Below are 23,387 nucleotides of genomic sequence, written 5' to 3'. Positions count from 1 at the left end.
GTCAAACGTCCAAACTCCCCTGCTCACCCGCCGCACCCTCACGGCTGGCCTGCTCGATGCCGTTCCAGGCGCCTTGCAGTTCGTTGTAGGCGCGGGCCTCTTCCGCCCAGCCCTTGCGCTCGCAGAGGGTGTAGAGGCGGTAGGTGAGTGCGATGAGGGCACTGGTCTTGTCGGGCATCTGGGCGAGCAGCTGGCCGGCGGCGGTTTCGCCGTGCTGGTTGAGGGCGCGGATGAGCTGGTGCAGGGCTTCCCAGACGGGCACGCGGGCGTCGTTGCGTGGGGACCAGTCGGCGGGGAGCTCGCGCCAGCGCAGCAGGCGCAGGCGGCCCTTGCTGCTCTCGACCACGCCGGCCTCGACCAGGCCGGCGACGCTGGTGCCCTTGGCGCGGGCCAGCACATCGGCATCGCCGTATTTGCCCTCGGCCCAGCCGCTCTCCTCGAACCAGGACAGACAGAACTGGGTGTCGTGGTCGAAATCGTCTTCGGAGAGGTAGCGGTTGATGAGCTGCAGGGCGCTGCGCACGCTCATGGGCGTACCGTCGGCCTCCAGCACCGCGGCATGGCGGCTGAAAATGGCCATGCCCGGACCAATGATGGCCTGTGACAGGTCCACCGGCGCCACCGGCGAATTGACGCCGCCGCGGGTCATTTCGTTCAGCGCCTCCGGCAGCACGGCGTTGAGTTCACGGATGAACTCGCGGCGGGAGACGGAAGGGGCGTCGACTTCGCGGCGGCGGCAGACGAGGACAACGCTCGAAGCCAGGGCGTTGGTATTGTTGCCGATTACACGACCCTGCTTCTCGGTTCGCATCGGCCAAGTGCCCGTGAGCGCAAATCCCGCCTGTAGCACCGCTTCAAGGAACGTTTCCCAGCCGGTGCTGGAGGTGCCGGCGTCGTCCTTAGTCTCGGACTGCTTGAAAGCATAATAGATAGTGACCGGAAAACCGGGATGAGCCTGCTGCGCCAGATTCCGCAGCGCTTGGGTCATTCCGTCGAGGAAAAATGTCTCAGCGGCCTCTTTGCTTCCATGGCGGTAGGGTGTAGCTACGAGCTCTTCAACCTTGGGCACAGCGAGCGTGGCGAACAGATCGGGATAGATCGAACGCAATGAGCGACGCAGCCAGACATAGAAGAAGTCGGACAGGTCGGCGTAACCGATGTTGTCGTAATAGGGCGGATCGGTGGATATCAGCCTGTTACGGGAGATGACTTGAGTTGCTGCGTCGGCTTGCTGTGCGACCCCCTCGATGGGATGCGCTCCCAACGCCTCAAAGCCTTTAACTTGCCTATCGAACAGATTCGTGTAGCTCCCGGACGAGCTAGAGAAGACATTGGCCTCTGCATAATCCCAAGTCATCGGGATTGCTTGGCGAGAGAACACACTCCTCATTTGCGTGTTTGGATGATTCCAACCGCAGATCGTGGATTGATGATTGGCTACTTGATCGACCAAGAACGCCAGATACACCCCCACCGCTTCGGCGTAGGCGGTGGCGCCGGTGCCGCCGGCGTCGAGGCCGCGGCCGTCGTCGGGCATGCCGGCGGCCAGCGCGTCGGCCTTGACCTTGGCGATGGCTTCGCCCACCAGGTCGGAGAAGGTGGTCAGCGCCACCAGCTGGCGCGGGGTAAATAGATCGCCGTAAACGTCCAGCCCATAGTTGCTGACGTTGACGCGACATTTGCCATGCAGTTTTGTTTCAGGCTTCCAAGTAGGTTCAGCCTGTCGCGCGATGACTTCGTGCTCCTCGGTCGGCGTCAAATAAACTCGACCACGATCACCCTCGGCCACAATAGCCATAAGACGCCGCCCCATCCGCCCTGCTTGACCTTCTGAACGGATGTATTTGTAGTCGATGGGTGAGTCCGACAGCAGGCAATAGAAGCCACCCCGCTTGCCGGCTGCAGTGCCGCCCTTTGCATCCTCAGGCGGCGTCCCCACCTCCACCGTGAAGCGATACCGGTCACCCTCCACCACCGGCTGCACATACGCCTCCTTGCCCTTCTTGCTGGACAGGATGAAGGTGGACGCCAGCGGCACCTCGGCATGGCGCCAGGCCGGGTTGGGGCTCTTGACGGTGCGCGCCCACAGCCAGGCGATGACGGTGAGCTTCTGTCCTTGGTACGGCTTGAGGTCCGGGCGCTCGGCGACCATCTGCGCGGTGACCTCGATCTGCGGATACAGATGGCCGATGCGCTGCTGGGCCTGCTCGCGCATCCAGGCGCCATAGCGGCGCACGTCCTCGGCCAGGCCGCGGGCGCCGGACCAGTCTTCAAAGGCATCCTTGGTCGCCTTCTTCCGGCTGCCGGTGTCTGCCGCTGGCTCCGGTCCGATCGGCTTGCGGCCGGCGAAGCGCGGCGGGATCTCGATCATCGCCTTGTTGATAGTCACCGCCACCGGGTTGAGGTCGGAGGCGTGGCTCTCCAACCCCAGGCGCTGGGCCTCCAGCGGCAGCGCACCCCCGCCCGCGAAGGGGTCATGGAAGGCAGGCAACTTGTCAGGGTCAAACAGTTCGGCGGCCTGCGGGTGATCCTTGTTCAGCGCGCAGACCTCGCGCCAGGAGCGGCGGATCTCGGCGCGGGCACGTTCCAGCACCTCCTCGTTGTTGGTGTTCTCCCACAGCACCAGGTCCTCGATGATGCGGAACAGCCGCTCGCGCTCGATCGCGGCCTTTTCCTTGTTCGCCCCGTACTTGAACCCGCCGCCCTGCTGGTAGCCGGGGTCGTTGACCATCTGCGCAAAGATCACCGCCCGCGCCGCCGCCAGCGGCCGCCGCGCCCACCACAGGTGCAGGGTGCTGGGATGCCCGTGCCGGATCGACTTCTCGCGCGCCGCGGCGGCGTTGATCTTGTCGAGCGGGAGGGCGACTTCGATGAGCTTGCGGGGGGATTTGATGGTCATGGGCTCTGCTATTTCCAGGTGTCCGGGCGCTGCAATGCGTAACCGGCAGGATTGACGATAGTGTCGGGGAGCTGGCTGTCGGCAAGCCGCTTTCGACCAATGGTGAAGCAGGCGTTGGCTGCTTCGGCCAAGCGCACCGAGTGTCGTTTGGGTGGCGATGCAATGATGATGCGTTTTTGGGGGAATCGCTGCCTCACGACCTGCACGGGCGGCACCAGATCGCTGTCGGCTGACACGATCATGGCGGTATCGAACGCATTGTCCATGGCATCGGTCAGCAAGCGCACGGCGATGTTGACGTCGGTCATCTTTTCCTCGTTCTGCTGCCAGGTCGCATGGCAGCGAAGGCAGGACTTTGGCTTGGTCAGGTACTGGCCGAAAACGATGTCAACCTCAGGCAGCGTTTCCAGCGCCTCCAGGTACGCCTGCTGACGGAGGTGCTTGTTGGGGTCGGCCGGATTGGGGCTGATGCGGGCCGTGAAGTAACGGGTGCCTACGAGCACCTGGCCCTCCTTCAGCAGATTGGCTACCAGCTTCTCGGGGTTCAGCCAGTAATAGCGGCGCAGCTTGCTGTCGCGCAGCCCAAAAAACAGGTTGAACCCGTCGATGTATCCCATCACTCGGCCCATGCACGGCCCCTTGCTGCCGGCCGCGTATCTGGCACCGCGGCACTTGACAAACTGTTAGGCAAGACTAATATTCCGCCTACCCCGCCGGGGATAGCATCCCCGGCCCGACGCCCGCCTCGTGCGGGCGTTTCTTTTTTCCGGCATCGACAGCTGTTCACTTGCCGGCCTCCCTGCTTGCGATGAATCCCGGCCACAGCTGGCCGTTGTCGTCGTGTCGGATCAGGCCGATTTCCAGCAGACGGCGCATGTCGCGCTGGCGGGTCTTGTCCGTAAGCCCCAGATACATGGCCTGATAGCGCGGGTCGGTACGCAGGCTGGTCATCGGCAGCGCGCGCCCGTGTTCCAGTAGGTGGCGGATGATGGCGTACTGGCGCTGGTTGATGTCGCCGGCGTCGAACAAGCCGCGGACCTGGGCCTCGAACAGCAGGACATGCACCATCTGGTTGACGCGCCCATGCAGGCGCTCGATGACCACGCGCAAGCCCTCCAGATGGAAGGCGACAAACGCATGGTTGGGGTGTTCGTCACCGCGCGCAGCCGTCTTGCGGCACTGGTTGAACAGCGCGAAGTAGCGGTGGATCTGTTCCTGGTAGAACTTGGCCAAGGCAAACGGGGCGTACTTGTAGCCGGCCTGACGCAGCAAAGTGGCTTCGAGGACGCGGCCGACGCGGCCGTTGCCATCCCAGAATGGGTGGATGAGTTCGAAATACAGATGCACCAGCGGTGCGCGGATCAGCGATGAGATGCCGGCCTGTACCAGTTGCCGGTGCCAGTCGATCAAGCCTTCGAGAAGCGTGCGCATGTCGCGGCCGTATTGTGGCGGCTTGTAGGTGCCGCCATGCGGGGCATCACCGACGACGGTGGGGCGCTCGCGCGGGTTGTCGCGGAGCAGGCCGGGGCGGTTGTCGGCGTGCGGCAGATCGCGACAGATTTCGGTGTGAAGCTGGCACAGGTAGTCGAGCGACAGTTCCCAGCCGGGCGTCTCGGCACTGCGCACGGCCAGTTCGTAGGCGGCCCTGATGTTGCGCACGCGGATGTCCTGCTCGGCCTGCACTTGCGCCGGGTCGAGGTCGAGCGAGCGGTCGGTTTCTTCCTCGGTGAGGTGAGCGCCTTCGATGGTGTTGGTGCCGAACACGGATTGAACCAGCACTTCGCGTTGCAGGCGGTTGGCGACCTGGGCCAGCGGTGAGGCGTTGAACATGCGCCAGGCGTCTTCGACGCGGGTGAGTTCGATTTCGAGCGCGGCCATGTCCACGCCCACGACAAAGCTGAACGGGCCGAACCGATCCGTTTCCAGCCGCAACCATGGAAGCGTGGATACCGCGTTCATGTCGCTCGAAATGTCGCCCCTGATCAAGTTGTTTAGTGTAACTGAGTCAGCTATTTATAGCTTTTTTACCGCACAGAGTGTCGCCGAAAATGTCGCACCCGCCACATCACTCTGTCCTTGCTTGCGCCAGTAGATGTGCAAGCTGGAAGTTGACCGAGGTGGCGCCCGGCTCCGGCTCCTGGGTGAACGGCTGCGGGATGTAGTGCGGACCATCGATGTGGTCGCCATCGATCAGCACGATGGCGAGCCAGAACTTTTCGCCTTGATTGAGGGCGGTACAGATCTCGTTGCGGGTGACGGTGATGACATCGGCACCCCGTGCCCTGCCCTTGACTTCGATATGGCGCGGTTCCGGCAGCGCGCCGGCGGTGGCGGGTGGTTGGGCGGTGATGTCCCAGCCGCACTTTTCCGCCGAAACGTCCTTCACTGCGTGGCCGAGGGCTTCTTCGTGGGCGATGACGGCGGCCATGGCGCGCAGTTCGATGGCGCGGCGTGCTGCGGCATCGGGGCTGAAAGGTGCCGGGGTCTGGCCGCGAAGTTCGCGCAGCAGGCCCATCGGCACGACCAGTGCGCCGCCGACCAGCACCGGCGTGGCGGAAACGATGTGGCGCATGTCCTCCAGTTCGCGGGTACGAGTTTGCAGGCGCGCGGCGAGTTCTTCCGCGCGGCGGCGCAATTGTTGCGGCTGGACGCGCGGCTGGCGGCCGGCGGCGACATCGATATCGAGTTGGGCGGCCCGGCTGGACAGATAGTTGATTTCCTTCACCAGGCGGTGATGGACGGCCTCATGGATGCGGCTGACCTGGCGTTCGCGGCGCTGACGCACTTCGTCGTAATGGTCCGGCGCCAGCATGGTGGCGGCGTGCTGCACGGCACGCGATTCCACACCGGAGGCCAGCCAGGGTTGATCAAGCAGCGGCTCGACCAGAGCCAGGTCGGCAGGTTCCAGCGGCTCCAGATCCAGATGCGGTGCCCATCCGGCAAAGCGCATCTGGCCCGAGGCGCTGGCGTGGACGAATTGGATGCGGCGCGAGAGATGACGGACGTTCTCGCTGCTGCCTTCGCGCACGGCGTGATCCAGCAGCAGGAGCAGTGAGGGTTCGCTGCCTTCGTCGGTGGGATCAAGCAGGATGGTGCCCTCGCGCAGGCTGCGCTGGCGCTCGATCAGTACCACGTCGATCAGCGCGGCCATCAGCGGATGCGCGGGATGGACCAGATCCGCCATCGGTTTGCCATCGACATGGATTTCGGATTTGTCGAAGCAGATGCGGGCGTAGCGGGTCAGCACCGGGGTGCGGGTGTCGCTGATCTGGCGGTCACGTTCGCGCAGCACGGCGGGCACGTGCGGGATTTCGTAGCGATGACCTTCACGCCTGCGCGCATCGCCACCGATGGCGGCAAAGGCTTCCAGGAAAAAGCTGCGCAAGAAGTACGGTTGCAGTTTGCGCGCCTGGGCCTTGTCCATCTCCTCCTTGATGGCGAACAGGTGCTCCATGGTCATGCTGTTGTCGACCAGTGCATTGCGCTGGATGATGCTGCTCAGATGTGCGGTATCCAGCGCGCCGTCGATGACCTGGTTGAGACGGGCACGCACGTCCGGACGCTCGCCGTAGCGGATGGCTTCGATCAGCAGATCCTTCAGCGATTCGCCCTCGAAGGCTTCGCCGAGGATGTCGAAAACCTGCCCGCCGAGCGCCAGGCGTTCGACTTCCAGCTTCTCGAAAAGCCGTTGGAACACCGCGCCTTCACGGGTGCCGCTGGCGACCAGGTTCCACAGGTGACAGACCTCGCGCTGGCCGATGCGGTGGATGCGGCCGAAGCGCTGTTCGATGCGGTTCGGATTCCACGGCAGGTCGTAGTTGATCATCAGGTGGGCGTTCTGCAGGTTGACGCCCTCACCTGCCGCATCGGTAGCCAGCAGCACGACGACTTGTTTGTCCTGGCGGAAACGTTCCTGCACCTTGCGCCGCTCGTCGCGGTTGACCCCGCCGTGGATGGCGAGGATGGCATCAGGATTGCCGAAGGTGTCGGCGATGCGGGCGCGCAGATAGTTCAGGGTGTCGCGCTGTTCGGTGAAGATGATCAGCTTACGACGTCGGCCCTGCGGATCACGCATTTCCGGGGATTCGAGCAGGGCGGAAAGCTGCCGCCATTTGCTGTCGTTGCCCGATTGCACGACATCGCGCGCCTGCTGTTCGAGTGCTTGCAGGCTGATGATTTCCGCTTCCAGTTCGGCCAGGGTCTGGGCGCTGGTGGCCTGGCTGGACACCTGATCGGCGTAGGCTTCGTATTCCTCGGCGCTGAGCTCGTCGTCGGCTTCAAAGAGGTTGTCCGGCACGTCGAGTTTGCGTACCACGTAAAGCTCGGCGTCCTCGCGCACATTGCGTCCGCGCGCGAGGGTGCGGCGTTCGGCCAGCTCGGTTTCCAACCTGGCGCGACGGCGCTTGAGCGATTGGTAGATGGCCTCCGGGCTGGACGCCAGACGCCGTTGCAGGATGGTCAGTGCAAAGCCAACGGTGCCCTTGCGTTTGCCATCGAGCCGGTCGGCGCGGTTCATTTCCTCGCGTACATAGGTGGTGACGGACTCGTACAGCGCGGCTTCGATATCGGAAAGTTCGTACTGGGCGGTATAGGCGCGGCGTTCGGGAAACAGTGGCGTGCCGTCGAACTTGACCAGCTTTTCCTTGACCATGCGGCGCATCAGGTCGCCGACTTCGACCTTGTGCGCGCCTTCGCGGAACTTGCCGTAGAAGCGGTCGCCATCAAGCAGCGACAGGAAGAGTTGGAAATCTTCCTCCTTGCCGTTGTGCGGGGTCGCGGTCATCAGCAGGAAGTGCCGGCACAGGCCGCCGAGTTGTTCGCCCAACTGGAAGCGCCGGGTTTTCTTGACTTCGCCACCGAAGTAACTGGCCGAGAGCTTGTGCGCCTCGTCCACGATGATCAGATCCCAATCCGTGAGACTGAGTTTTTCGCGGTATTCCTCGTTGCGCGAGAGCTGGTCCAAGCGCACGAGCAGATGATCCTGATCGAGGAAATAGTTGCCGCTGCCGCTGGCTTCCTGTCGCTCGCGGCTGAAGATCTCGAACTCCAGGCCGAACTTCTCGCGCAGTTCATCCTGCCATTGGCCCACCAACGAGCCGGGCGCAACGATCAGGATGCGCCGCGCATCGGCGCGCATCACCAGTTCACGGATGAACAGGCCAGCCATGATGGTCTTGCCGGCGCCCGGATCGTCGGCCAACACATAGCGCAGCGGCTGGCGCGGCAGCATGTGTTCGTACACCGCCGAAATCTGGTGCGGCAGTGGTTCGACGTTGGAGGTGTGCACCGCCATCATCGGATCGAACAGGTGCGCCAACTTGATCCGCAGGGCTTCGGTGGCGAGCCTGAAATCCCCGCCATTGGACTGGAAGCTCCAGGCGCGCGTGGTGGTGGCCGGTGCGAGACGTTCCTCATCGGTACGGGACAGCATGCGCTCGGAAACGCGGCCATCGGCACCGCGGTAGACCACGGATACGACATCCTCGCCAAGCCATTCCACGGCTACGAGCGCCACCGGTCCGGAGGGATCGATGCCGGTGATTTGTGCGCCTGCGGAAAGTTGTTCGAGTTTCATTGCTCGGGTTGTTCCTGATTCACGGGCCTTGCACGTCGGAGAAAGCGGCGATGCTGGCACGTCGTAGTCTCACCGACTGAGATTGCGACGTGCCCAGGTTCTGTCTTCAACCCATCACCGGATAATCGATATACCCCGCTTCACCGCCACCATAGAAGGTGCTGCGATCCGGGGTATTGAGCGGGGCGTTTTCGCGCAGGCGGCGGACAAGATCGGGGTTGGCGATGAAGGGGCGGCCGAAGGCGATGGCGTCGGCGTGGCCAGCCGCGATGGCGGCGTCGGCCAGTTCGCGGGTGTAGCCGTTGTTGAGAATCCAGGCGCCGTGCCCACCGGCGTTGCGGTAGGCATTTCGCAGGGCGTGGTAGTCGAACGGGGTGTCGCCTTGCTGGAAGTCGCGGGCACCGCCGGTGGCGCCTTCGATCACGTGCACGAAGGCCAGATCGTGGCGCGCCAGCGACGCGGCGACGGCTTCGAATAGGGCTTGCGGTTCGGGATCGGCGGCGTCGTTGGCCGGGGTCACCGGCGAGATGCGGATGCCGGTGCGTTCGCCACCGATCGCGGCGGCCACGGCGGCCACGACTTCATCCATGAAACGCACGCGGTTTTCGATGCAGCCGCCGTATTCGTCACTGCGCCGGTTGCTGCCGGCGCGCAGGAACTGGTCGATCAGGTAGCCATTGGCACCATGCAGTTCCACGCCGTCGAAGCCGGCATCGATCGCAGCGCGGGCGGCGCGCGCGTAGTCCTGCACGATGGCGGGGATTTCCCCGATCTCCAGCGCGCGCGGGGCCGAAGTCGGTACGAATTCGCCGTCGCCATCGGGTTTGAGGATGTAGGTCTTGGCCTCGGCGGTGATGGCGGAAGGTGCGACCGGATCGGCACCACCGGGTTGCAGCGATACATGCGACACCCGGCCCACATGCCAGAGCTGGGCCACGATGCGGCCGCCGGCGGCATGCACGGCGGCGGTGACGCGGCGCCAGCCGTCCAGTTGCGCGGCCTCGTACAGCCCCGGCACATCGGCATAACCCTGGCCCTGCTGGGTGATCGCCACACCTTCGCTGACGATGAGACCGGCGCTGGCGCGCTGCGCGTAATAGGTTTCCACCATCGCGCCGGGCACGCCCTTGGGCGAGCGGTTGCGCGTGAGCGGCGCCATCACGATGCGGTTGGGAAGCTGCAACGCTCCGGCGTTGACGGGTTCAAACAGACGGCTCATGGCATCACCAGACATCAAAAGGGGATCGGGCCAGCATGCGTGAACGCCTGCGGCGGGACAAGCCGGCCACCGATGCCCCGCAGCTTGACCTTTGTCAGCGGCCCGGCGACAGCCGCCGGCTAGCATCCTGCGCTGTCCAAAGCCCGCAGGATCCGCGCGTGCCGCCACCCGAGCAGTCCCCTTCCGGCCCGTTGCCGTTGCCAGATGAACTGGCGCAACTGCTGCTACGCGGCACCCGCCACGGCATCGACCGGATCGACGACGACATGCTCCGCCTGCTCGCGCTGCGGCGTCGGCTGGCGGCCATCGCCGGACGTTTGAAACGCAGGCTGCGCCAGCCATTGCACGATCCGGCGCGCGAACAGCAGGTGCTGCACCGCGCCCACCGGCTGGCGGAACGCCTGCACCTGCCACGCCTCACCGCACAGCGGCTTGTCCGCGTGCTGATCGCCGATGCGCGCCAGCAACAGGGCATTGGCGCCGGCATTTCCTCCTGTCCCGATCCTTCCCTGGTCGTTGCTGAAATGAATCCATCCCGTCACACCCCGCTTGTCGAACATCCGGCGCTGCTGCGCCTGGTTCCACCGCCTTCACGCTGGAAGCCGCTGCTGCGGCATCTGCCGGCACCGCTGCACGCGCGGCTGGTGGAAACCGTGCTTTCCCGCGTGCTGGGGCAACCCGGTGTGGGTTCGACGCTGGATGAAGTCGCCGGGCGCCGGCTTGGCATCACGGTGTCCGATCTCGGGCTGGAATGGGTGTTCCACTGGCAGCACGGCCGCCTGCACGCGGTGCCGGAAGCGGCCGAAGCCAGCGTGCGCGGCAGCGCCACCGATCTGTTGCTGCTGGCCAGCCGGCTGGAGGATGCCGATACGCTGTTCTTCCAGCGCCGGCTGGTGCTGACCGGCGATACCGAACTGGGCCTGACGGTGCGCAATCTGCTGGACCGCATGCCCTGGGAAGCGATCCCGCTGGGTCTGCGCATCGCCCTGCAACGCAGTGCCGGCCTGGCTCGTGCCGCGCGCAGCGCATTTCGCGAAAGGTGGGCGCCGGCCTTGCCACAGCTGCCCGACGCCGACTGAAGCCGCAACCGCAGCGGCACGCCGGCCCCATCATCAATCACTGCAACCTGCCCGACAGAGCGCCACCGGGGTGATGGCACCCAATTACTGCGCAGATTTGCGCACAGGCGTGCATGAATTGCCGCCGGCCACACTTTTTCACAGGCGTCGATCCGCTCCGGGTGCAGCGGCGCAAACCCTTGCCAGTACACCATTTCCTTGCCCGACAATGCGTTGCCGTATGGAAATGGGCAGGGACGGCTTCAGCGCAAAGTTGTGCCGGACCGGTCAGAATCCCCGCTTTTCCCCGCTGTGTAGTTGATATGACCCGAGCCAATTCCTACGACCGTGAGCAACTTCTGGCCTGTTCCCGTGGCGAGCTGTTCGGCCCCGGCAACGCGCGCCTGCCGGCACCGCCGATGCTCATGTTCGACCGCATCACCCACATCGGCACCGAGGGCGGCAAGTACGGCAAGGGCCTGATCCAGGCTGAGCTGGATATCCATCCGGACCTGTGGTTTTTCCCCTGCCATTTCGAGGGCGATCCGGTGATGCCAGGCTGCCTCGGGCTGGATGCGATGTGGCAGCTGTGCGGCTTCTATCTGCCGTGGCTGGGTGCGCCGGGCCGTGGCCGTGCGCTGGGCGTGGGCCAGGTCAAATTCACCGGCCAGGTGCTGCCCACGGCCAAGCTGGTCAGCTACGAACTGCACGTGCGCCGGGTCATGCGCGGCAAGCTGGAACTGATCATCGCCGACGGCAGCACCCTGGTGGATGGGCGCGAGATCTACACCGCCGAGGACCTGCGCGTGGGCCTGTTCACTTCGACCGATGGGTTCTGAGTCATGAATGCAATTTCCAAGCGCCGCGTGGTGGTCACCGGCTTCGGCATCACCTCCTGCCTGGGCAACGACGCCGACAGCGTCAGCGCCTCGCTGCGCCAGATGCGCGCCGGCATCCGCGCTGTACCCGAATACGCCGAGCTGGGCCTGCGCAGCCAGGTCGCCGGCTGGCCGGACATCGATCTGAACGAGCAGATCGACCGCAAGCTCAAGCGTTTCATGGGCGATGCGGCGGGCTTCGCCTATGTCGCGGCGCGCGATGCGATCGCCGACGCCGGCCTTTCCGATGAGCAGGTGCGCGATATCCGCACCGGCCTGATCGCAGGTTCCGGCGGCGGTTCTCCACAGTGGCAGATCGAAACCGGCGACCTGCTGCGCAACAAGGGCGTGCGCAAGGTCGGCCCGTACATGGTGCCGCGTTCGATGGGTTCGACCGTCTCGGCCACGCTGTCCACCGCGTTCGGCATCCGCGGCCTGAGCTATTCGATTTCCGCCGCCTGCGCGACCTCCGCGCATTGCATCGGTGCGGCCGCCGACCTGATCCGTCACGGCGCGCAGGACGTGATCCTGGCCGGTGGCGGCGAGGAACTGCACTGGGGCATGACCACGCAGTTCGATGCGATGGGCGCACTGTCGAGCAAGCGCAACGACACTCCGCACAGCGCCTCGCGCCCCTACGATGCGGACCGCGACGGCTTCGTCATCGCCGGCGGCGGCGGCATGCTGGTGTTGGAAGACTACGAGCACGCCAAGGCGCGCGGCGCGAAGATCCACGCCGAACTGGTCGGCTACGGCGTCACGTCCGATGGCGTGGACATGGTGGCCCCGTCCGGTGAAGGTGCGGTGCGCTGCATGCGCATGGCACTGGCTGGCCTGCACGGCGAAGCAGTCGGAAACATCGGCTACCTCAACACCCACGGCACCTCCACCCCGCTGGGCGATGTGATCGAACTGCAATCGGTGCGCGAAGTGTTCGGTGAGGCGCTCCCGCCGATTTCCTCGACCAAGGCCCTGAGCGGCCACTCGCTCGGCGCGGCCAGCGTGCACGAGGCGATCTTCTGCCTGCTGATGATGCGCGACGGCTTCATCGCCGGCTCGGCCAACATCGAAACGCTGGACCCGAAGGTGGAAGGCTTCCCGATCGTGCGGGAAACGCGCGAGGCCAGCCTGAACACCGTGATGTCCAACAGCTTCGGCTTCGGCGGCACCAACGCCAGCCTGGTGTTCGCGCGGGTCTGATGCGCTCGCCGGTGGCCGGCTCCGGCGGCGAACACCGCCGCCAGCGCAAACGCCACCCGGTGAATTCCCGCGCTTGTCCAGGCGACATCCCGGCCGCGGTCACCACCACGGCCGGGCGGCGGCACCCGCCTGCGCGTCAGACCCCGGCGAACACCGACTCCAGCAGTCGGAACGTTCCCGTATCGGCATCCATCTCGACCCGGCCACCGACCGGCACGATGAACTGGCGCGGGATGTGACCGATCATCGCGCCACGGTAGGCCGGTACCCCGAGCGGTTTGATGTGCTCGTCGAGAATCTGGTCAAGGCTCAGCGAGCCGTGGGTTTCACCCGGCGAGCAATCGGTGCAATGGCCGAAGATCAAACCGGCGATGCGCGACAATGCGCCGGAAAGTTTCAGCGTAGTCAGCATCCGGTCGATGCGGTACGGCGCTTCGGCCACTTCTTCCAGGAACAGGATGCGGCCGCTGAAGTCCGGCAGATACGGCGTGCCGGACAACGCCGTGAGCACCGCAAGATTGCCGCCCAGCAGCTCACCCTGCGCCCGCCCTGGCGTGATGGTCAAGGTGCGGTCGCGGCGCGGCACCAGCTCGTCGCCGGGGTCCGGTTCGTTGCGGTAGTGCATCTGTTCGCGCTGGAAGAACATGCGGCGGAACTGGTCGGCGTTGAAGCCGTTCCAGCTGCCGCTGCCATTCGGGCCGTGGAAGCTGACCAGCCCGGTCTGCGCCTGCAGCGCGCAATGCAGCGCGGTGATGTCCGAATAGCCCAACAGCGGTTTCGGGTTGGCGCGGATCGCAGCGTAATCCAGCAGCGGCAACAGCCGCGCCGCACCCGAACCGCCGCGCAACGCGATGACCGCGCGAATGCCTTCATCGGCGAAGGCGGCGTTGATGTCGGCCGCGCGCTCAGTATCGGTGCCGGCCAGATGGCCGTGGCGTGACGAGACATACGCGCCAGTGTGCACCTTCAAGCCCAGTGCCTAGAGCACTTCCTGCGCCAGTTGCAGATCGAGCCGGTCCACGTGCGCGGATGACGGGCTGACCAGCGCCACCTGGTCACCCGGATTCACCGCCGGCGGCAACAGCCGCTCCCGTGTCGACGTGGCCACCGAAGCGCCGCCGCTTGCTGCCGCCTGAACCATGCCGGCGAGTCCTATACCGATACCCGCGCCCACCGCACCTGCCATGAATCCACGCCTGTCCATGCACCTGTCATCCATTGGAGCACGACGCAGCTTATTGATTCACGCGGCACGGCGTCCAATCCTGCGAACACCCGCCAGCACGCGGTTGCAGCTCCCCGGATCAGGCCCGTGGCCAGCGCCGGGCTATGGCGCCTCGACCCGCATGCCCGGCCCACCATGCCAGTAGCCGTTGCGCGCACCGCGCCGGGGCGGTGGCTCGACACACCGGCGGGCCAGGTCGAAATGTTCGACGATGGCGCGGCCATCCTGTGCCTGCGGATAGATGCGCAGAACGTCCACGCCCAGCGCACGCAGTTCCGGCAGTTCCGGGCCCAGGTCGGTGATTTCCTCGCCTTGGATCTGGATACCGTTGATGCGCAGGAAGCTGCGGTCCTCGCGCGTGGCCAGCGGCAGGCCGTCCGGATGTTCGATGCAGCGGAAGCCGCACTGGTCCTTGGGCAAATCCAGCGCCCGCGCGGTGAAGCAGCGGGCCGAAAACGACAGCGGCAAGCGGCCCCAGCCGATGACTTCCAGTTCCGGCATCGGCTCGCCCTGCGCCCGCATCGCGTCACGCAGTTCGCCGATCAGTTGCCGGCCCTGTTCGACCCCGGCGGTCCAGCGCATCAGGCCGTCCTGCATCAGCATCGCCAGCGCGCGGTGGTTGTAGATATTGAGGCTGGGGCCGGCGACGAAGGCCACGCCGTTTTCGCGGCACAGCTGCACCGCGGAAAGGTCATTGGCTTCGATCAGGTAGCGGCCCTGCTGCACCTGGCGGCGCAATGCGCCCAGCTCGGATTCGGCCTCGATCAGCGCCAGCGTGGACAGCACGACCTGCTTGCCGGCCTCGGCCAGTTCGTCGGCCAGCATCAGCCAGTCCTGCAGGCGCAATTCACGCCGCTTGCTGCACACGGTTTCGCCCAGATAGACGATGTCCAGCGGCCACGCTGCAACGTCTCGGTAGAAATCCAGGGTCTGCTGGCGCGGCCAGAAATACTGCAACGGGCCAAGGCTCAGTTTCATCGGGTTGTCCTTTCGGGTGCGGCCGCCGGCTCAGTGCCAGGCGCGGTGGTAGGGGCCGAGCGTGGTCTGCTGGCCTTCGGCATGGGCCGACAGCGCCTGCTGCCACTCGTCATCCAGCACCCAGCGCGCCGGGTCAGCCTGATAACGGTCGATCGCACGCCGCCAGGTGCCGGCCACGGCCTTGACGTAGGCCGCACCGCGCTGGCGGCCTTCGATCTTCAGCGCCACCACGCCGGCGCGGGCCAGCCGTGGCAGCAGTTCCAGCGTGTTGAGGCTGGTCGGTTCCTCCAGTGCATGGAAGATCTCGCCGCCGACCTCGAAACGGCCCTTGCAGACGGTCGGATAACCGGCCGCCTCATGTTCGGCGAAGCGGTCGATCAGCACACCGTTCAGGCGCACCGTGCGGCTGGCATCCGGGTGTTCGTCCCATTGCACGAAGCGCGCTGGCGAACACACCCCGTGGCGGTTGGGCGACATGCCGGTGACGTAGCTGGAGAGCTGGCAGCGCCCTTCCACCATGATGCACAGGCTGCCGAAAGCGAACACCTCCAGCGGCACCGGCGAGGCCTGGCACAGGCGTTCGACCTGCTGCACCGACAGCACCCGCGGCAGCACCGCCCGCGCGATGCCGAAGCGTTCATACGCGTATTTCAGCGCCGCCGCAGTGGTGGCCGAACCCTGCACCGACAGATGCCGCGCCATCTGCGGATGGCGGCGGCAGGCGTAGTCCAGCACGCCCATCTCGGCCGCGATGATCGCGTCCACACCCAACTCGGCGGCATGGTCGACGGCGCCTTCCCAGTATTCGAGCCGGGCGCTGTCCGGATAGGTGTTCAGCGCCAGATAAACCTGTTTTCCACGCGCGTGGGCGTAGGCGATGCCCTGGCGCAATTCGTCGGCATCGAAGTTCAGGCCGGGAAAAGCGCGGGCGTTGGTCTGGTCGCGGAAACCGGCGTAGACCGCATCGGCTCCGGCGTCGATCGCCACGCGCAACGCCGGCAGGTTGCCGGCCGGACATACCAGTTGCATCGCAGGCTCCACGGGAAAGGAGCGGTCATGCTAGGCAGGCGCTGCCGGCCACTCATTGACCAATGTCACCGCAGCGCCGATCAGCATCCGCCAGCGCCTTCCACAAGGCATCGACGCGGCGTTCCACCTGCGCGCAGGGACGGATCGGCTGGCTCCATTCGCGCGAGGTTTCGCCGGGCCATTTGTTGGTCGCATCCAGCCCCAGCTTGGAGCCGACGCCCGACACCGGCGAGGCGAAATCCAGATAGTCGATCGGGGTGTTTTCCACCAGCATCGTGTCGCGTGCCGGGTCCACCCGGGTCGATATCGCCCAGACCACCTGGCGCCAATCGCGCACATCGATGTCCTCGTCGGTGACGATGACGAACTTGGTGTAGGTGAACTGCCGCAGATAGGACCAGATGCCCATCATCACGCGGCGCGCATGGCCGGCATACTGCTTGCGGATCGACACCACCGCGATGCGGTAGGAACAGGCTTCCGGCGGCAGATGGAAATCCGTGATTTCCGGAAACACCTTGGCCAGGATCGGCACGAACACCTCGTTCAACGCCATCGCCAGCACCGAAGGTTCATCAAACGGCGCGCGACCCATGTAGCTGCCGTGGTAGATCGCATCGTGGCGCATCCGCAGCCGCTCCACGGTCAGCACCGGGAAGCGCTCCTGCGCGTTGTAGTAACCGGTGTGGTCACCGAACGGGCCTTCCAGCGCGGTGTCACCGGGATGGATATGACCTTCGAGCAGGATTTCGGCACAGGCCGGCGCGTCCAGGCCGGTCATCGCGCTGTGCCAGACGCGGCTGCGGGCGCCACGCAGCAGGCCGGCGAATTCGTATTCGGACAGGCTGTCGGGCACCGGCGCCACCGCCGCCAGCATCGTCGCCGGATCGGCACCGATGGCCACCAGCACCGGGAAAGGTTTGTCCGGAAACGCCTGCTGCCACGATGCGAAATCCTGCGCCCCGCCACGATGCGGCAGCCAGCGCATGATCAGCCGGTTGCGGCCGATCAGTTGCTGGCGGTAGATGCCCAGGTTCTGGCGGCGCTGATGCACGCCCCGGGTCACGACCATGCCGAAGGTCAGCAGGCGGCCGGCATCCTGCGGCCAGCAACGCTGGATCGGCAACGCGCCAAGATCAATGTCGGCGCCTTCCAGCAAGATCTCGTTGAACCCCGCCTCGCTCATCCGGCGCGGCGCCACATGCGCCAGTTGCGCCAGACCGGGCCAGTTTTTCAGCGCCTCGCGCAATGATGAGGGCCATTGCGGTTCTTTCAGCTCGGCCAGCAATTGGCCCAACTCGCGCAGCGAGGCCAGCGGCCGGTCGCCGATCGCCATTTCGATGCGGCGCTGGTGGCCGAACAGATTGCCCAGCAGGCGGTGCTCGGAGCCGACCGGATTGCACATCAACAGCGCCGGCCCGGATTCACGCAAGGCCCGCTGGCACAGCGCGGTGCTTTCCAGTTCCGGATCGATCGGCGCATCGATCCGGAGCAGTTGCCGCTGTTCCTGCAGGCGCTGCAGAAACGCGCGCAAATCATGAAACGCCATCGGCCTGATCCTGTTGCGGCAATGCCGGGCAGTCTGGATTCGGCCAGCGCCGCGCCGCCATGACCGATGTCAAGCACGGTGCCGGGCAGGCGGCCGAAGGTGGCCTGCGGTTGACGCAGGTCATGGTGTCGACCCCACTGCGGCGCGAAGCTGGATCCACCCACCCTGGAACTTTCGCCATGGAATACGTGATCCACATGGATACCGCCGGCCTAGATCTGGCCGTGATCGGCGATGCGCTGCAACGTTTTGATCCGGCCGCGATCGCCGATATCGACAGCCGCCAGCAAGTGCTGCGCGTGGCCGCGATGATGCTGGATCAGGAGCTGCTGGCCGCGCTGGACCAGGCCGGTCATCCGGTGCGGGCCGAACAGGTCGAACGCCTGCCATCGATCTGTTGCGGCGGTTGCAGCGGTTGATGCCGGCATGAACGCGGTATCAGCCCTCCCACCTCCGCATCCCGCCTCCGGCTCCGAGACCCGCGAGGCCGAGGCCAAGCAACGCCGCCTCGATGCCTGTTTCCTCGGTCCGTATGGCGAGAACGATGCGCTGCTGGAACGGCTGATGGTCGAGTTCCTGCGCGATCACGTGCACTGGCGGCGCAACTTCCATCCCGAAGACCCGCCGGCGATCCCGACCCGTGCCGCGCAGCATCCGGATTACCTGGCTTTCGAAGCGCGGATGCGGCGCGAACTGCATCAGCTTTCCGCGGCGCTGAAGCGCTCGGTGCCGTTCCACAGCCCGCGCTATGTCGGGCACATGGTGTCGGACCTGCTGCTGCCCGGGCTGGCGGCGCAGATGCTGACCCTGCCCTACAACCCGAACAACGTCAGCGAGGACGCCGCGCCGGTCACGCTGCAACTGGAAATGCAGGTCGGCCTGCAACTGGCGCGGATGCTGGGCTGGCCGGACGATCCGCAGCGCCCCGATTGCGCCTTCGGCCACCTGACTTCCGGCGGCACCCTGGCCAACTATCAGGGCCTGCGTCTGGCCTTGGCCTTGAAGGCGTTTCCGGTCGCGTTGCGCGCCGCCGCAGTGCCGGATATCGCCTTGCCTGCGGACGATTGGCAGGCCTTCAATCTCGCGCCCGAGGCCGGCATCGCGCTGTTCGGCCAATGGCAGGCATGGCTGGCGGCACAATCCGAGGGCACCCGCGTGCATTGGCGCGAAAAGGTCGAAGCGCAACGCATCGAAAGCCTCGGCCTGCTGGCCTTTTTCCAGCAGCATCCGCAGCTGCGCGCACCGCAGGTGCTGGCGCCGATCACCGCGCATTATTCGTGGAGCAAGGGGCTGAAGATGATCGGCCTGGGGCGCGACCAGCTGCGCCTGCTGCCCACGCGCGGCATGCGTCTGGATGCAGCCGCACTGGACGAGGCGCTGGAAGATTGCCTGCGCCGCCAACAGCCGGTGCTGGCGGCGGTCGCGGTGCTGGGCAGCACCGAATACGGCACCATCGACCCGGTCGATGCAGTGGTCGATGCACGCGAACGTTTCGCCGCACGCGGTCTGGGTTTCAGCGTGCATGTGGATGCCGCCTGGGGCGGCTATCTGACCACGCTGTTCCGCAATCCCGATGGCAGCCTGCGGCCGTTGCACGAAGTGCAGCGCGATTTCCGCCACTTCCCGCAGCCGGAAGTGCATGCCGCATTCGCCGCGCTGGCACGGGTCGATTCGGTGACGGTGGACCCACACAAGCTCGGCTATCTGCCCTACGGCGCCGGCGCCTTCGTCTGCCGCGATCACCGCGCCATCGCGCTGCTGGCCGAGAGCGCCGACTACGTCTTCCACGGCGGCGAAAAGCGCGACTACGCCGGCCGTTACCGGCAACTCGGCCAGTTCATTCCGGAAGGCTCCAAATCCGGTGCGATGGCGGCAGCGGTGCACGTCACCCACCGCGTGCTGCCGCTGGACCACGAAAACTTCGGCCTGCTGCCACGCCACACCGTGCTGGCCGCCGAAGCCTTCCGCGAACGCGCCGAACGCTTCGCCCACGACATGCGCGGCCGGCTGCACGCACTGGTGCCGTTCGAGCCGGACAGCAACCTGGTCTGCCTGGCACTGAACCCGCACGGCAACCGCGATCTGGCCCAGGCCAACCGTTTCGTGCAGCGCCTGCACGATGAACTGCGCAGCGATCCGGGTCAGCCCTTGCAGCTCAAGCAGTTCTTCGCCTCCACCACCACGCTGCGCCCCGACGTGCTCGGCCCCACCGAAATGCAGCGCATCCTGACCAGCCTGCAACTGGACCTGGCTACGCTCGCCGCACACGGCGACGATGCTGGCAACGACCGCCTCCTGATCCTGCGCCATACGCTGATGAACCCGTATCTGATCGACCACGAAAACGGCATCAGCTATATCGACCGCTATTTCGAACATCTGGCCGCCTGCATCCTGCGCGGCTGAAGCGCCGCGCCCGGCTCAGCCGGCGCCTGCAACCTGCACCCGGGATGATTCAGGTCAAGGAAACCGCCCGGAGCGCGGCCTAAGGTGCCGGCATGGCCGCCTACCCTGCCCCGTCCGCACTTCTCCAGTTGCCGCGTCATGATCCGCCGCGGCCTGGATGCCTGTGTTTCCGCACCCGCGCAGGCCTGACGACCCGCTTCCAGGAGCGCGAGCTGCGCCAGATCGCCACGATCACCAATGGCGACCCGATCCCGCGCCCGCTGTCGCTATGCATTGCTTTTCCGCAGCGCCCGCTGCTGCGCACCGCTGCCGATGGCGGCGCCCGTGGCAATGCCTATCTGACCCGGCTGTACCGGGAAATCGCGATGAGCGCCGAACTGTTCGACCGTGATCGCCAGGTCGAACAGGTGCACGTGCTGGACTACGCCTTGCGCCACCTGCACGCCGACCAGCTGGCCGAAGCCATGGACGTGATCGGCCGGCACTACTCCTGGGCAGCACCGGAGCGCACCCTGCGCTCGGTGGAACTGGAGCCGGCCTCGACCCGGCGCGCGGATATTCCGGCGCTGGTGGATGCCGGCTTCAACCGCGCGGTGTTCAATCTGGACAGCGACCTCGACAGCGACATCCCGGCGCTGGCCGGGCTGGTCGAAGACCTGCGCCAGCACGGTCTGCGCAATATCCATGTGAACCTGAGCGGGCGCCTGTTCGAGCAGCCTTCGGCGGAACTGGATGCGCTGCTGACACAGGTGCTGGCGCTGCGCCCGGATCGTCTCGGCCTGCGCCGCCAGGCACGCCCGCCGCTGCCCGAAACCGGCCAGCAAACCGGCAACGAAGAAGCAGCCACCGGCGTGCAGCCGGACGGGTTCGAAAACCTCGCACAGCGGGTCGAAGCTGCCGGCTATGTGCATATCGGCCTGGGCTGTTTCACGCCGCCCGACAACCGTCTGGCGCTGGCTGACCGGCAGGAGGAACTGCGCTGCGACCTGCTCGGTTACACCACCCGCGCCGAAAGCGACATCGTCGGCCTGGGTGTCGGCGCGCTGAGTCATATCGGCAGCTGCCTGAGCCAGAACCCGCGCGACCTGCCGAGCTGGGAGGACGCCATCGACCACGGCCGCCTGCCGACCTGGCGCGGCATGCAGCTGGACGAAAACGAGCTGCTGCGCGCCGAACTGATCCAGCAGCTGGTCTGCCAGGGCGCGCTCGATTACACCGCCATCGGCCGCCAGTACGGTATCGACTTCCGCCAGCGCTTCGCCAACGCGCTGACCCGGCTCGAAACCCTGGCCGCGCAAGGGCTGGTGGAACTGCATCCGACACGGCTGCATGTGACCGTGCGCGGACGCCTGGCGCTGCCGGCGCTGGCCGCGTGTTTCGATCCCCACCCGGCTGCGGACGGCGATGTCCTGCGGCCGCATATCGCCCGCATTCCATGACGCGGGAAGGGAAACCAGACGTGGGCGAACGTGCCGTCTTCCCGCAGATCGACATCAACATCGTCGCCGACGATGGCGACGACAGCCAGTTCTGCAGCACCTGCGCGTTCTCCCAGGTGTTCATGGCCGAAGGCGTGCCCAAGGACGGGCTGCGCGACATGCATGTGCTGGTCGAGCACACCGAACCGCTGCACCCGGGCGAGCATGTGTTCCGCGAGGGCGATCCGTTCACCGCGATCGCCGCGGTGCGCGCCGGCACCGTCAAGACCTATCTGGTTGACCGCCAGGGCCGCGAGCAGGTGCTGGGCTTCCACCTGCCCGGCGAGATCATCGGGCTGAACGCGATCGACGGCGAGCGCTATCCCTGCAACGCAGTGGCGCTGGACACGGTGACGCTGTGCCGCTTTTCGTTCCCGAAGATCGCGCTGCTGGCCACGCGCCTGCCGCGCCTGCAACAGCACCTGTTCCGGCTGATGAGCCGCGATATCGGCAACGCCTCGATGTTCGCCGGCGACTGTTCGGCGGACGAGCGCGTCGCGGCCTTCCTGGTCACGCTGTCGCGGCGGCTGGCAGCGCGCGGATTTTCGCCGTTGCGCTTCCGCCTGATCATGTCGCGCACCGACATCGCCAACTACCTGCGCCAGGCACCGGAAACCGTCAGCCGCGTACTGCGCCGCTTCGAGCGTGACCGGCTGATCCACATCAGCCGGCGCGAAGTGGAAATCCTCGACATGGCCGGACTGGAAACACTGGCGACCTCGGTGCTGCGCATCTGATCCACCCCCGGCCACAGGCGCTGCCGGCACCGAAGCCGCCGCCGTGGTTGCTACGATGAGCGGCTGCGGCCGCCTCCGTCCGCCCGTCTGCCACTGCTTAACTTCCGCCAGCATGTCCGAACACTCCTCCACCAGCATCCTGTCCTCCAACCTTGCCGCAATCCGCACCCGCATCACCGCCGCCTGCGAACGCGCCGGCCGCGATCCCTCGCAGGTGCGCCTGCTGCCGGTCAGCAAGACCGTGGACGAGGCCCGGCTGCGCGACGCCTACGCACTGGGCCTACGCGAGCTGGGCGAGAACAAGGTGCAGGAAGCGCAGGCCAAATCCGAAGCCATGGCCGACCTGCCCGAGCTGCGCTGGGTGCTGATCGGCCATCTGCAGACCAACAAGGCCAAGTACGCAGCGCGCTTCGTCAGCGAATTCCAGGCGCTGGACAGCCTGCGCGCGGCGGCCGCGCTGGATACGCAGCTGCAAAAGCAGGGTCGCGCGCTGGACGTGCTGGTGCAGGTCAACACCTCGGGCGAAGCCAGCAAGTTCGGCTTGCCGCCGGAGGAAGTCGTCGCCTTCGTGCGGCAACTGCCGGCGTTCTCCGCGCTGCGCGTACGTGGCCTGATGACGCTGGCCCTGTTCTCGGATGACGAGTCAAAAGTACGGCCCTGCTTCGTCCGCCTGCGCGAACTGCGCGAACGCCTGCGCCAGGACGCACCGGACGGCATCGTCATGGACGAACTGTCGATGGGCATGTCCGGCGACTTCGAACTGGCCATCGCCGAAGGCGCCACCACGGTGCGCGTAGGCACGGCGATCTTCGGCCACCGGCCGACTCCCGACAGCGCCTACTGGCCAGGGTTTGCTGGCGCACAAAAGCCGATCTGAGCAGGCTCAAGTCCACTTTTCGCTCCTGGCGACTCGCTCCTGGCGACAGCAGCCACGCATCGCGGCAATCCCCTAGCATCGCGCCCACAAGGTCTCCGCTTTTGCATCAAAGCGGACCGCATCTGGCAACGGACCAGTATCGCCGTCTGGCCCTTCCCCTCAGCGGGCATGAGCTGACGAATCAAACATGACGAAAGACACCCTCCGGCTACGAAGCATTCAGGCTATGTTCGGTTCCAGCGGCCCGCTCACCGGCCGCAGTCTGTCGTTGCGGCGCTT

General features: G+C 65.9%; 18 protein-coding genes. 8 read left to right on the top strand and 10 right to left on the bottom strand.

The genetic code is table 11. The features are described 5' to 3' along the window. Position 1: 1 nt before the first annotated feature. From WDB66_RS12725 to WDB66_RS12705, 5 genes are all read right to left on the bottom strand, one after another. A complete protein-coding gene (locus tag WDB66_RS12725; RefSeq protein ID WP_339398974.1) occupies positions 2-2,899 on the bottom strand; it encodes a DUF1156 domain-containing protein in 2,898 nt (965 codons plus the stop codon). A gap of 8 nt (positions 2,900-2,907) precedes the next feature. After that, the gene (locus tag WDB66_RS12720; RefSeq protein WP_339398973.1) at positions 2,908-3,516 is read right to left on the bottom strand and encodes an NYN domain-containing protein; all 609 of its coding nucleotides are present in this window, start codon (positions 3,514-3,516) and stop codon (positions 2,908-2,910) included. A gap of 166 nt (positions 3,517-3,682) precedes the next feature. Continuing rightward, positions 3,683-4,858, bottom strand: coding sequence for a Fic family protein (locus tag WDB66_RS12715; RefSeq protein WP_339398972.1), 1,176 nt, complete (start codon positions 4,856-4,858; stop codon positions 3,683-3,685). A gap of 106 nt (positions 4,859-4,964) precedes the next feature. Further along, positions 4,965-8,474, bottom strand: a complete 3,510-nt coding sequence (locus WDB66_RS12710; RefSeq protein WP_339398971.1) for a helicase-related protein — start codon at positions 8,472-8,474, stop codon at positions 4,965-4,967. A 106-nt stretch (positions 8,475-8,580) separates the two neighbouring features. Beyond that, on the bottom strand, positions 8,581-9,708 hold the full coding sequence (locus WDB66_RS12705) for an alkene reductase (protein WP_339398970.1): 1,128 nt from the start codon (positions 9,706-9,708) through the stop codon (positions 8,581-8,583). Positions 9,709-9,851: 143 nt separating this feature from the next. Here WDB66_RS12705 and ubiT point away from each other — a divergent pair, with 143 nt between their 5' ends. From ubiT to fabB, 3 genes are all read left to right on the top strand, one after another. Next, the gene (gene ubiT, locus WDB66_RS12700) at positions 9,852-10,772 is read left to right on the top strand and encodes a ubiquinone anaerobic biosynthesis accessory factor UbiT (RefSeq protein WP_339398969.1); all 921 of its coding nucleotides are present in this window, start codon (positions 9,852-9,854) and stop codon (positions 10,770-10,772) included. Positions 10,773-11,074: 302 nt separating this feature from the next. Continuing rightward, positions 11,075-11,590 (top strand): 3-hydroxyacyl-[acyl-carrier-protein] dehydratase FabA, encoded by a 516-nt coding sequence (gene fabA, locus WDB66_RS12695; RefSeq protein ID WP_339398968.1) that lies wholly within the window; start codon positions 11,075-11,077, stop codon positions 11,588-11,590. Between the two features lie 3 nt (positions 11,591-11,593). Then, positions 11,594-12,829: a beta-ketoacyl-ACP synthase I gene (gene fabB / locus WDB66_RS12690; RefSeq protein WP_339398967.1), complete on the top strand. Its 1,236-nt coding sequence runs from the start codon at positions 11,594-11,596 to the stop codon at positions 12,827-12,829. 136 nt (positions 12,830-12,965) lie between these two features. On the opposite strand, the gene WDB66_RS12685 is transcribed toward fabB, so the two are convergent. The 5 genes from WDB66_RS12685 to WDB66_RS12665 all read right to left on the bottom strand — a co-directional run bounded on the left by WDB66_RS12685 (position 12,966) and on the right by WDB66_RS12665 (position 17,610). Continuing rightward, complete coding sequence (locus WDB66_RS12685; RefSeq protein ID WP_339399007.1) at positions 12,966-13,793, bottom strand: S66 peptidase family protein; 828 nt, start codon at positions 13,791-13,793, stop codon at positions 12,966-12,968. Between the two features lie 15 nt (positions 13,794-13,808). Next, positions 13,809-14,033 (bottom strand): hypothetical protein, encoded by a 225-nt coding sequence (locus tag WDB66_RS12680; RefSeq protein WP_339398966.1) that lies wholly within the window; start codon positions 14,031-14,033, stop codon positions 13,809-13,811. A gap of 123 nt (positions 14,034-14,156) precedes the next feature. Then, the gene (locus tag WDB66_RS12675) at positions 14,157-15,032 is read right to left on the bottom strand and encodes a U32 family peptidase (protein WP_339398965.1); all 876 of its coding nucleotides are present in this window, start codon (positions 15,030-15,032) and stop codon (positions 14,157-14,159) included. A 30-nt stretch (positions 15,033-15,062) separates the two neighbouring features. Further along, positions 15,063-16,061 (bottom strand): ubiquinone anaerobic biosynthesis protein UbiU, encoded by a 999-nt coding sequence (gene ubiU / locus WDB66_RS12670; RefSeq protein WP_339398964.1) that lies wholly within the window; start codon positions 16,059-16,061, stop codon positions 15,063-15,065. A 52-nt stretch (positions 16,062-16,113) separates the two neighbouring features. After that, entirely contained in the window at positions 16,114-17,610 is a 1,497-nt protein-coding gene (locus tag WDB66_RS12665) for a UbiD family decarboxylase (protein ID WP_339398963.1), read from the bottom strand. Positions 17,611-17,669: 59 nt separating this feature from the next. On the opposite strand from WDB66_RS12665, the gene WDB66_RS12660 reads away from it, so the two are divergent. The 5 genes from WDB66_RS12660 (at position 17,670) to WDB66_RS12640 (ending at position 23,108) form a co-directional block, all read left to right on the top strand. Further along, a complete protein-coding gene (locus WDB66_RS12660) occupies positions 17,670-18,029 on the top strand; it encodes a hypothetical protein (RefSeq protein ID WP_339398962.1) in 360 nt (119 codons plus the stop codon). A 7-nt stretch (positions 18,030-18,036) separates the two neighbouring features. After that, on the top strand, positions 18,037-20,016 hold the full coding sequence (locus WDB66_RS12655) for a pyridoxal phosphate-dependent decarboxylase family protein (protein WP_339398961.1): 1,980 nt from the start codon (positions 18,037-18,039) through the stop codon (positions 20,014-20,016). Positions 20,017-20,108: 92 nt separating this feature from the next. Continuing rightward, positions 20,109-21,455, top strand: a complete 1,347-nt coding sequence (locus WDB66_RS12650) for an oxygen-independent coproporphyrinogen III oxidase (RefSeq protein ID WP_339398960.1) — start codon at positions 20,109-20,111, stop codon at positions 21,453-21,455. A gap of 20 nt (positions 21,456-21,475) precedes the next feature. Then, complete coding sequence (locus tag WDB66_RS12645; RefSeq protein ID WP_339398959.1) at positions 21,476-22,231, top strand: helix-turn-helix domain-containing protein; 756 nt, start codon at positions 21,476-21,478, stop codon at positions 22,229-22,231. A 112-nt stretch (positions 22,232-22,343) separates the two neighbouring features. Next, positions 22,344-23,108 carry a YggS family pyridoxal phosphate-dependent enzyme gene (locus tag WDB66_RS12640; RefSeq protein WP_339398958.1) on the top strand — a complete coding sequence of 255 codons (765 nt, stop codon included), beginning with the start codon at positions 22,344-22,346 and terminating at the stop codon, positions 23,106-23,108. Positions 23,109-23,387 lie beyond the last annotated feature (279 nt).

This window comes from Denitratimonas organivorans, from assembly GCF_037478135.1.
GTDB lineage: Bacteria > Pseudomonadota > Gammaproteobacteria > Xanthomonadales > Xanthomonadaceae > Denitratimonas.
Note: the sequence above shows the minus strand (reverse complement) of the source record. Positions and strands in the feature narration are given on the sequence as shown.

Coding starts and splice junctions, on each gene's coding strand:
- WDB66_RS12675 (WP_339398965.1), bottom strand. CDS start 15,032: ATGAAACTGAGCCTTGGCCCGTTGCAGTATTTCTGGCCGCGCCAGCAG.
- WDB66_RS12655 (WP_339398961.1), top strand. CDS start 18,037: ATGAACGCGGTATCAGCCCTCCCACCTCCGCATCCCGCCTCCGGCTCC.
- fabB (WP_339398967.1), top strand. CDS start 11,594: ATGAATGCAATTTCCAAGCGCCGCGTGGTGGTCACCGGCTTCGGCATC.
- WDB66_RS12650 (WP_339398960.1), top strand. CDS start 20,109: ATGGCCGCCTACCCTGCCCCGTCCGCACTTCTCCAGTTGCCGCGTCAT.
- WDB66_RS12725 (WP_339398974.1), bottom strand. CDS start 2,899: ATGACCATCAAATCCCCCCGCAAGCTCATCGAAGTCGCCCTCCCGCTC.
- WDB66_RS12665 (WP_339398963.1), bottom strand. CDS start 17,610: ATGGCGTTTCATGATTTGCGCGCGTTTCTGCAGCGCCTGCAGGAACAG.
- WDB66_RS12705 (WP_339398970.1), bottom strand. CDS start 9,708: ATGTCTGGTGATGCCATGAGCCGTCTGTTTGAACCCGTCAACGCCGGA.
- WDB66_RS12660 (WP_339398962.1), top strand. CDS start 17,670: ATGACCGATGTCAAGCACGGTGCCGGGCAGGCGGCCGAAGGTGGCCTG.
- WDB66_RS12680 (WP_339398966.1), bottom strand. CDS start 14,033: ATGGACAGGCGTGGATTCATGGCAGGTGCGGTGGGCGCGGGTATCGGT.
- WDB66_RS12640 (WP_339398958.1), top strand. CDS start 22,344: ATGTCCGAACACTCCTCCACCAGCATCCTGTCCTCCAACCTTGCCGCA.
- ubiU (WP_339398964.1), bottom strand. CDS start 16,061: ATGCAACTGGTATGTCCGGCCGGCAACCTGCCGGCGTTGCGCGTGGCG.
- WDB66_RS12720 (WP_339398973.1), bottom strand. CDS start 3,516: ATGGGATACATCGACGGGTTCAACCTGTTTTTTGGGCTGCGCGACAGC.
- WDB66_RS12710 (WP_339398971.1), bottom strand. CDS start 8,474: ATGAAACTCGAACAACTTTCCGCAGGCGCACAAATCACCGGCATCGAT.
- WDB66_RS12715 (WP_339398972.1), bottom strand. CDS start 4,858: ATGAACGCGGTATCCACGCTTCCATGGTTGCGGCTGGAAACGGATCGG.
- fabA (WP_339398968.1), top strand. CDS start 11,075: ATGACCCGAGCCAATTCCTACGACCGTGAGCAACTTCTGGCCTGTTCC.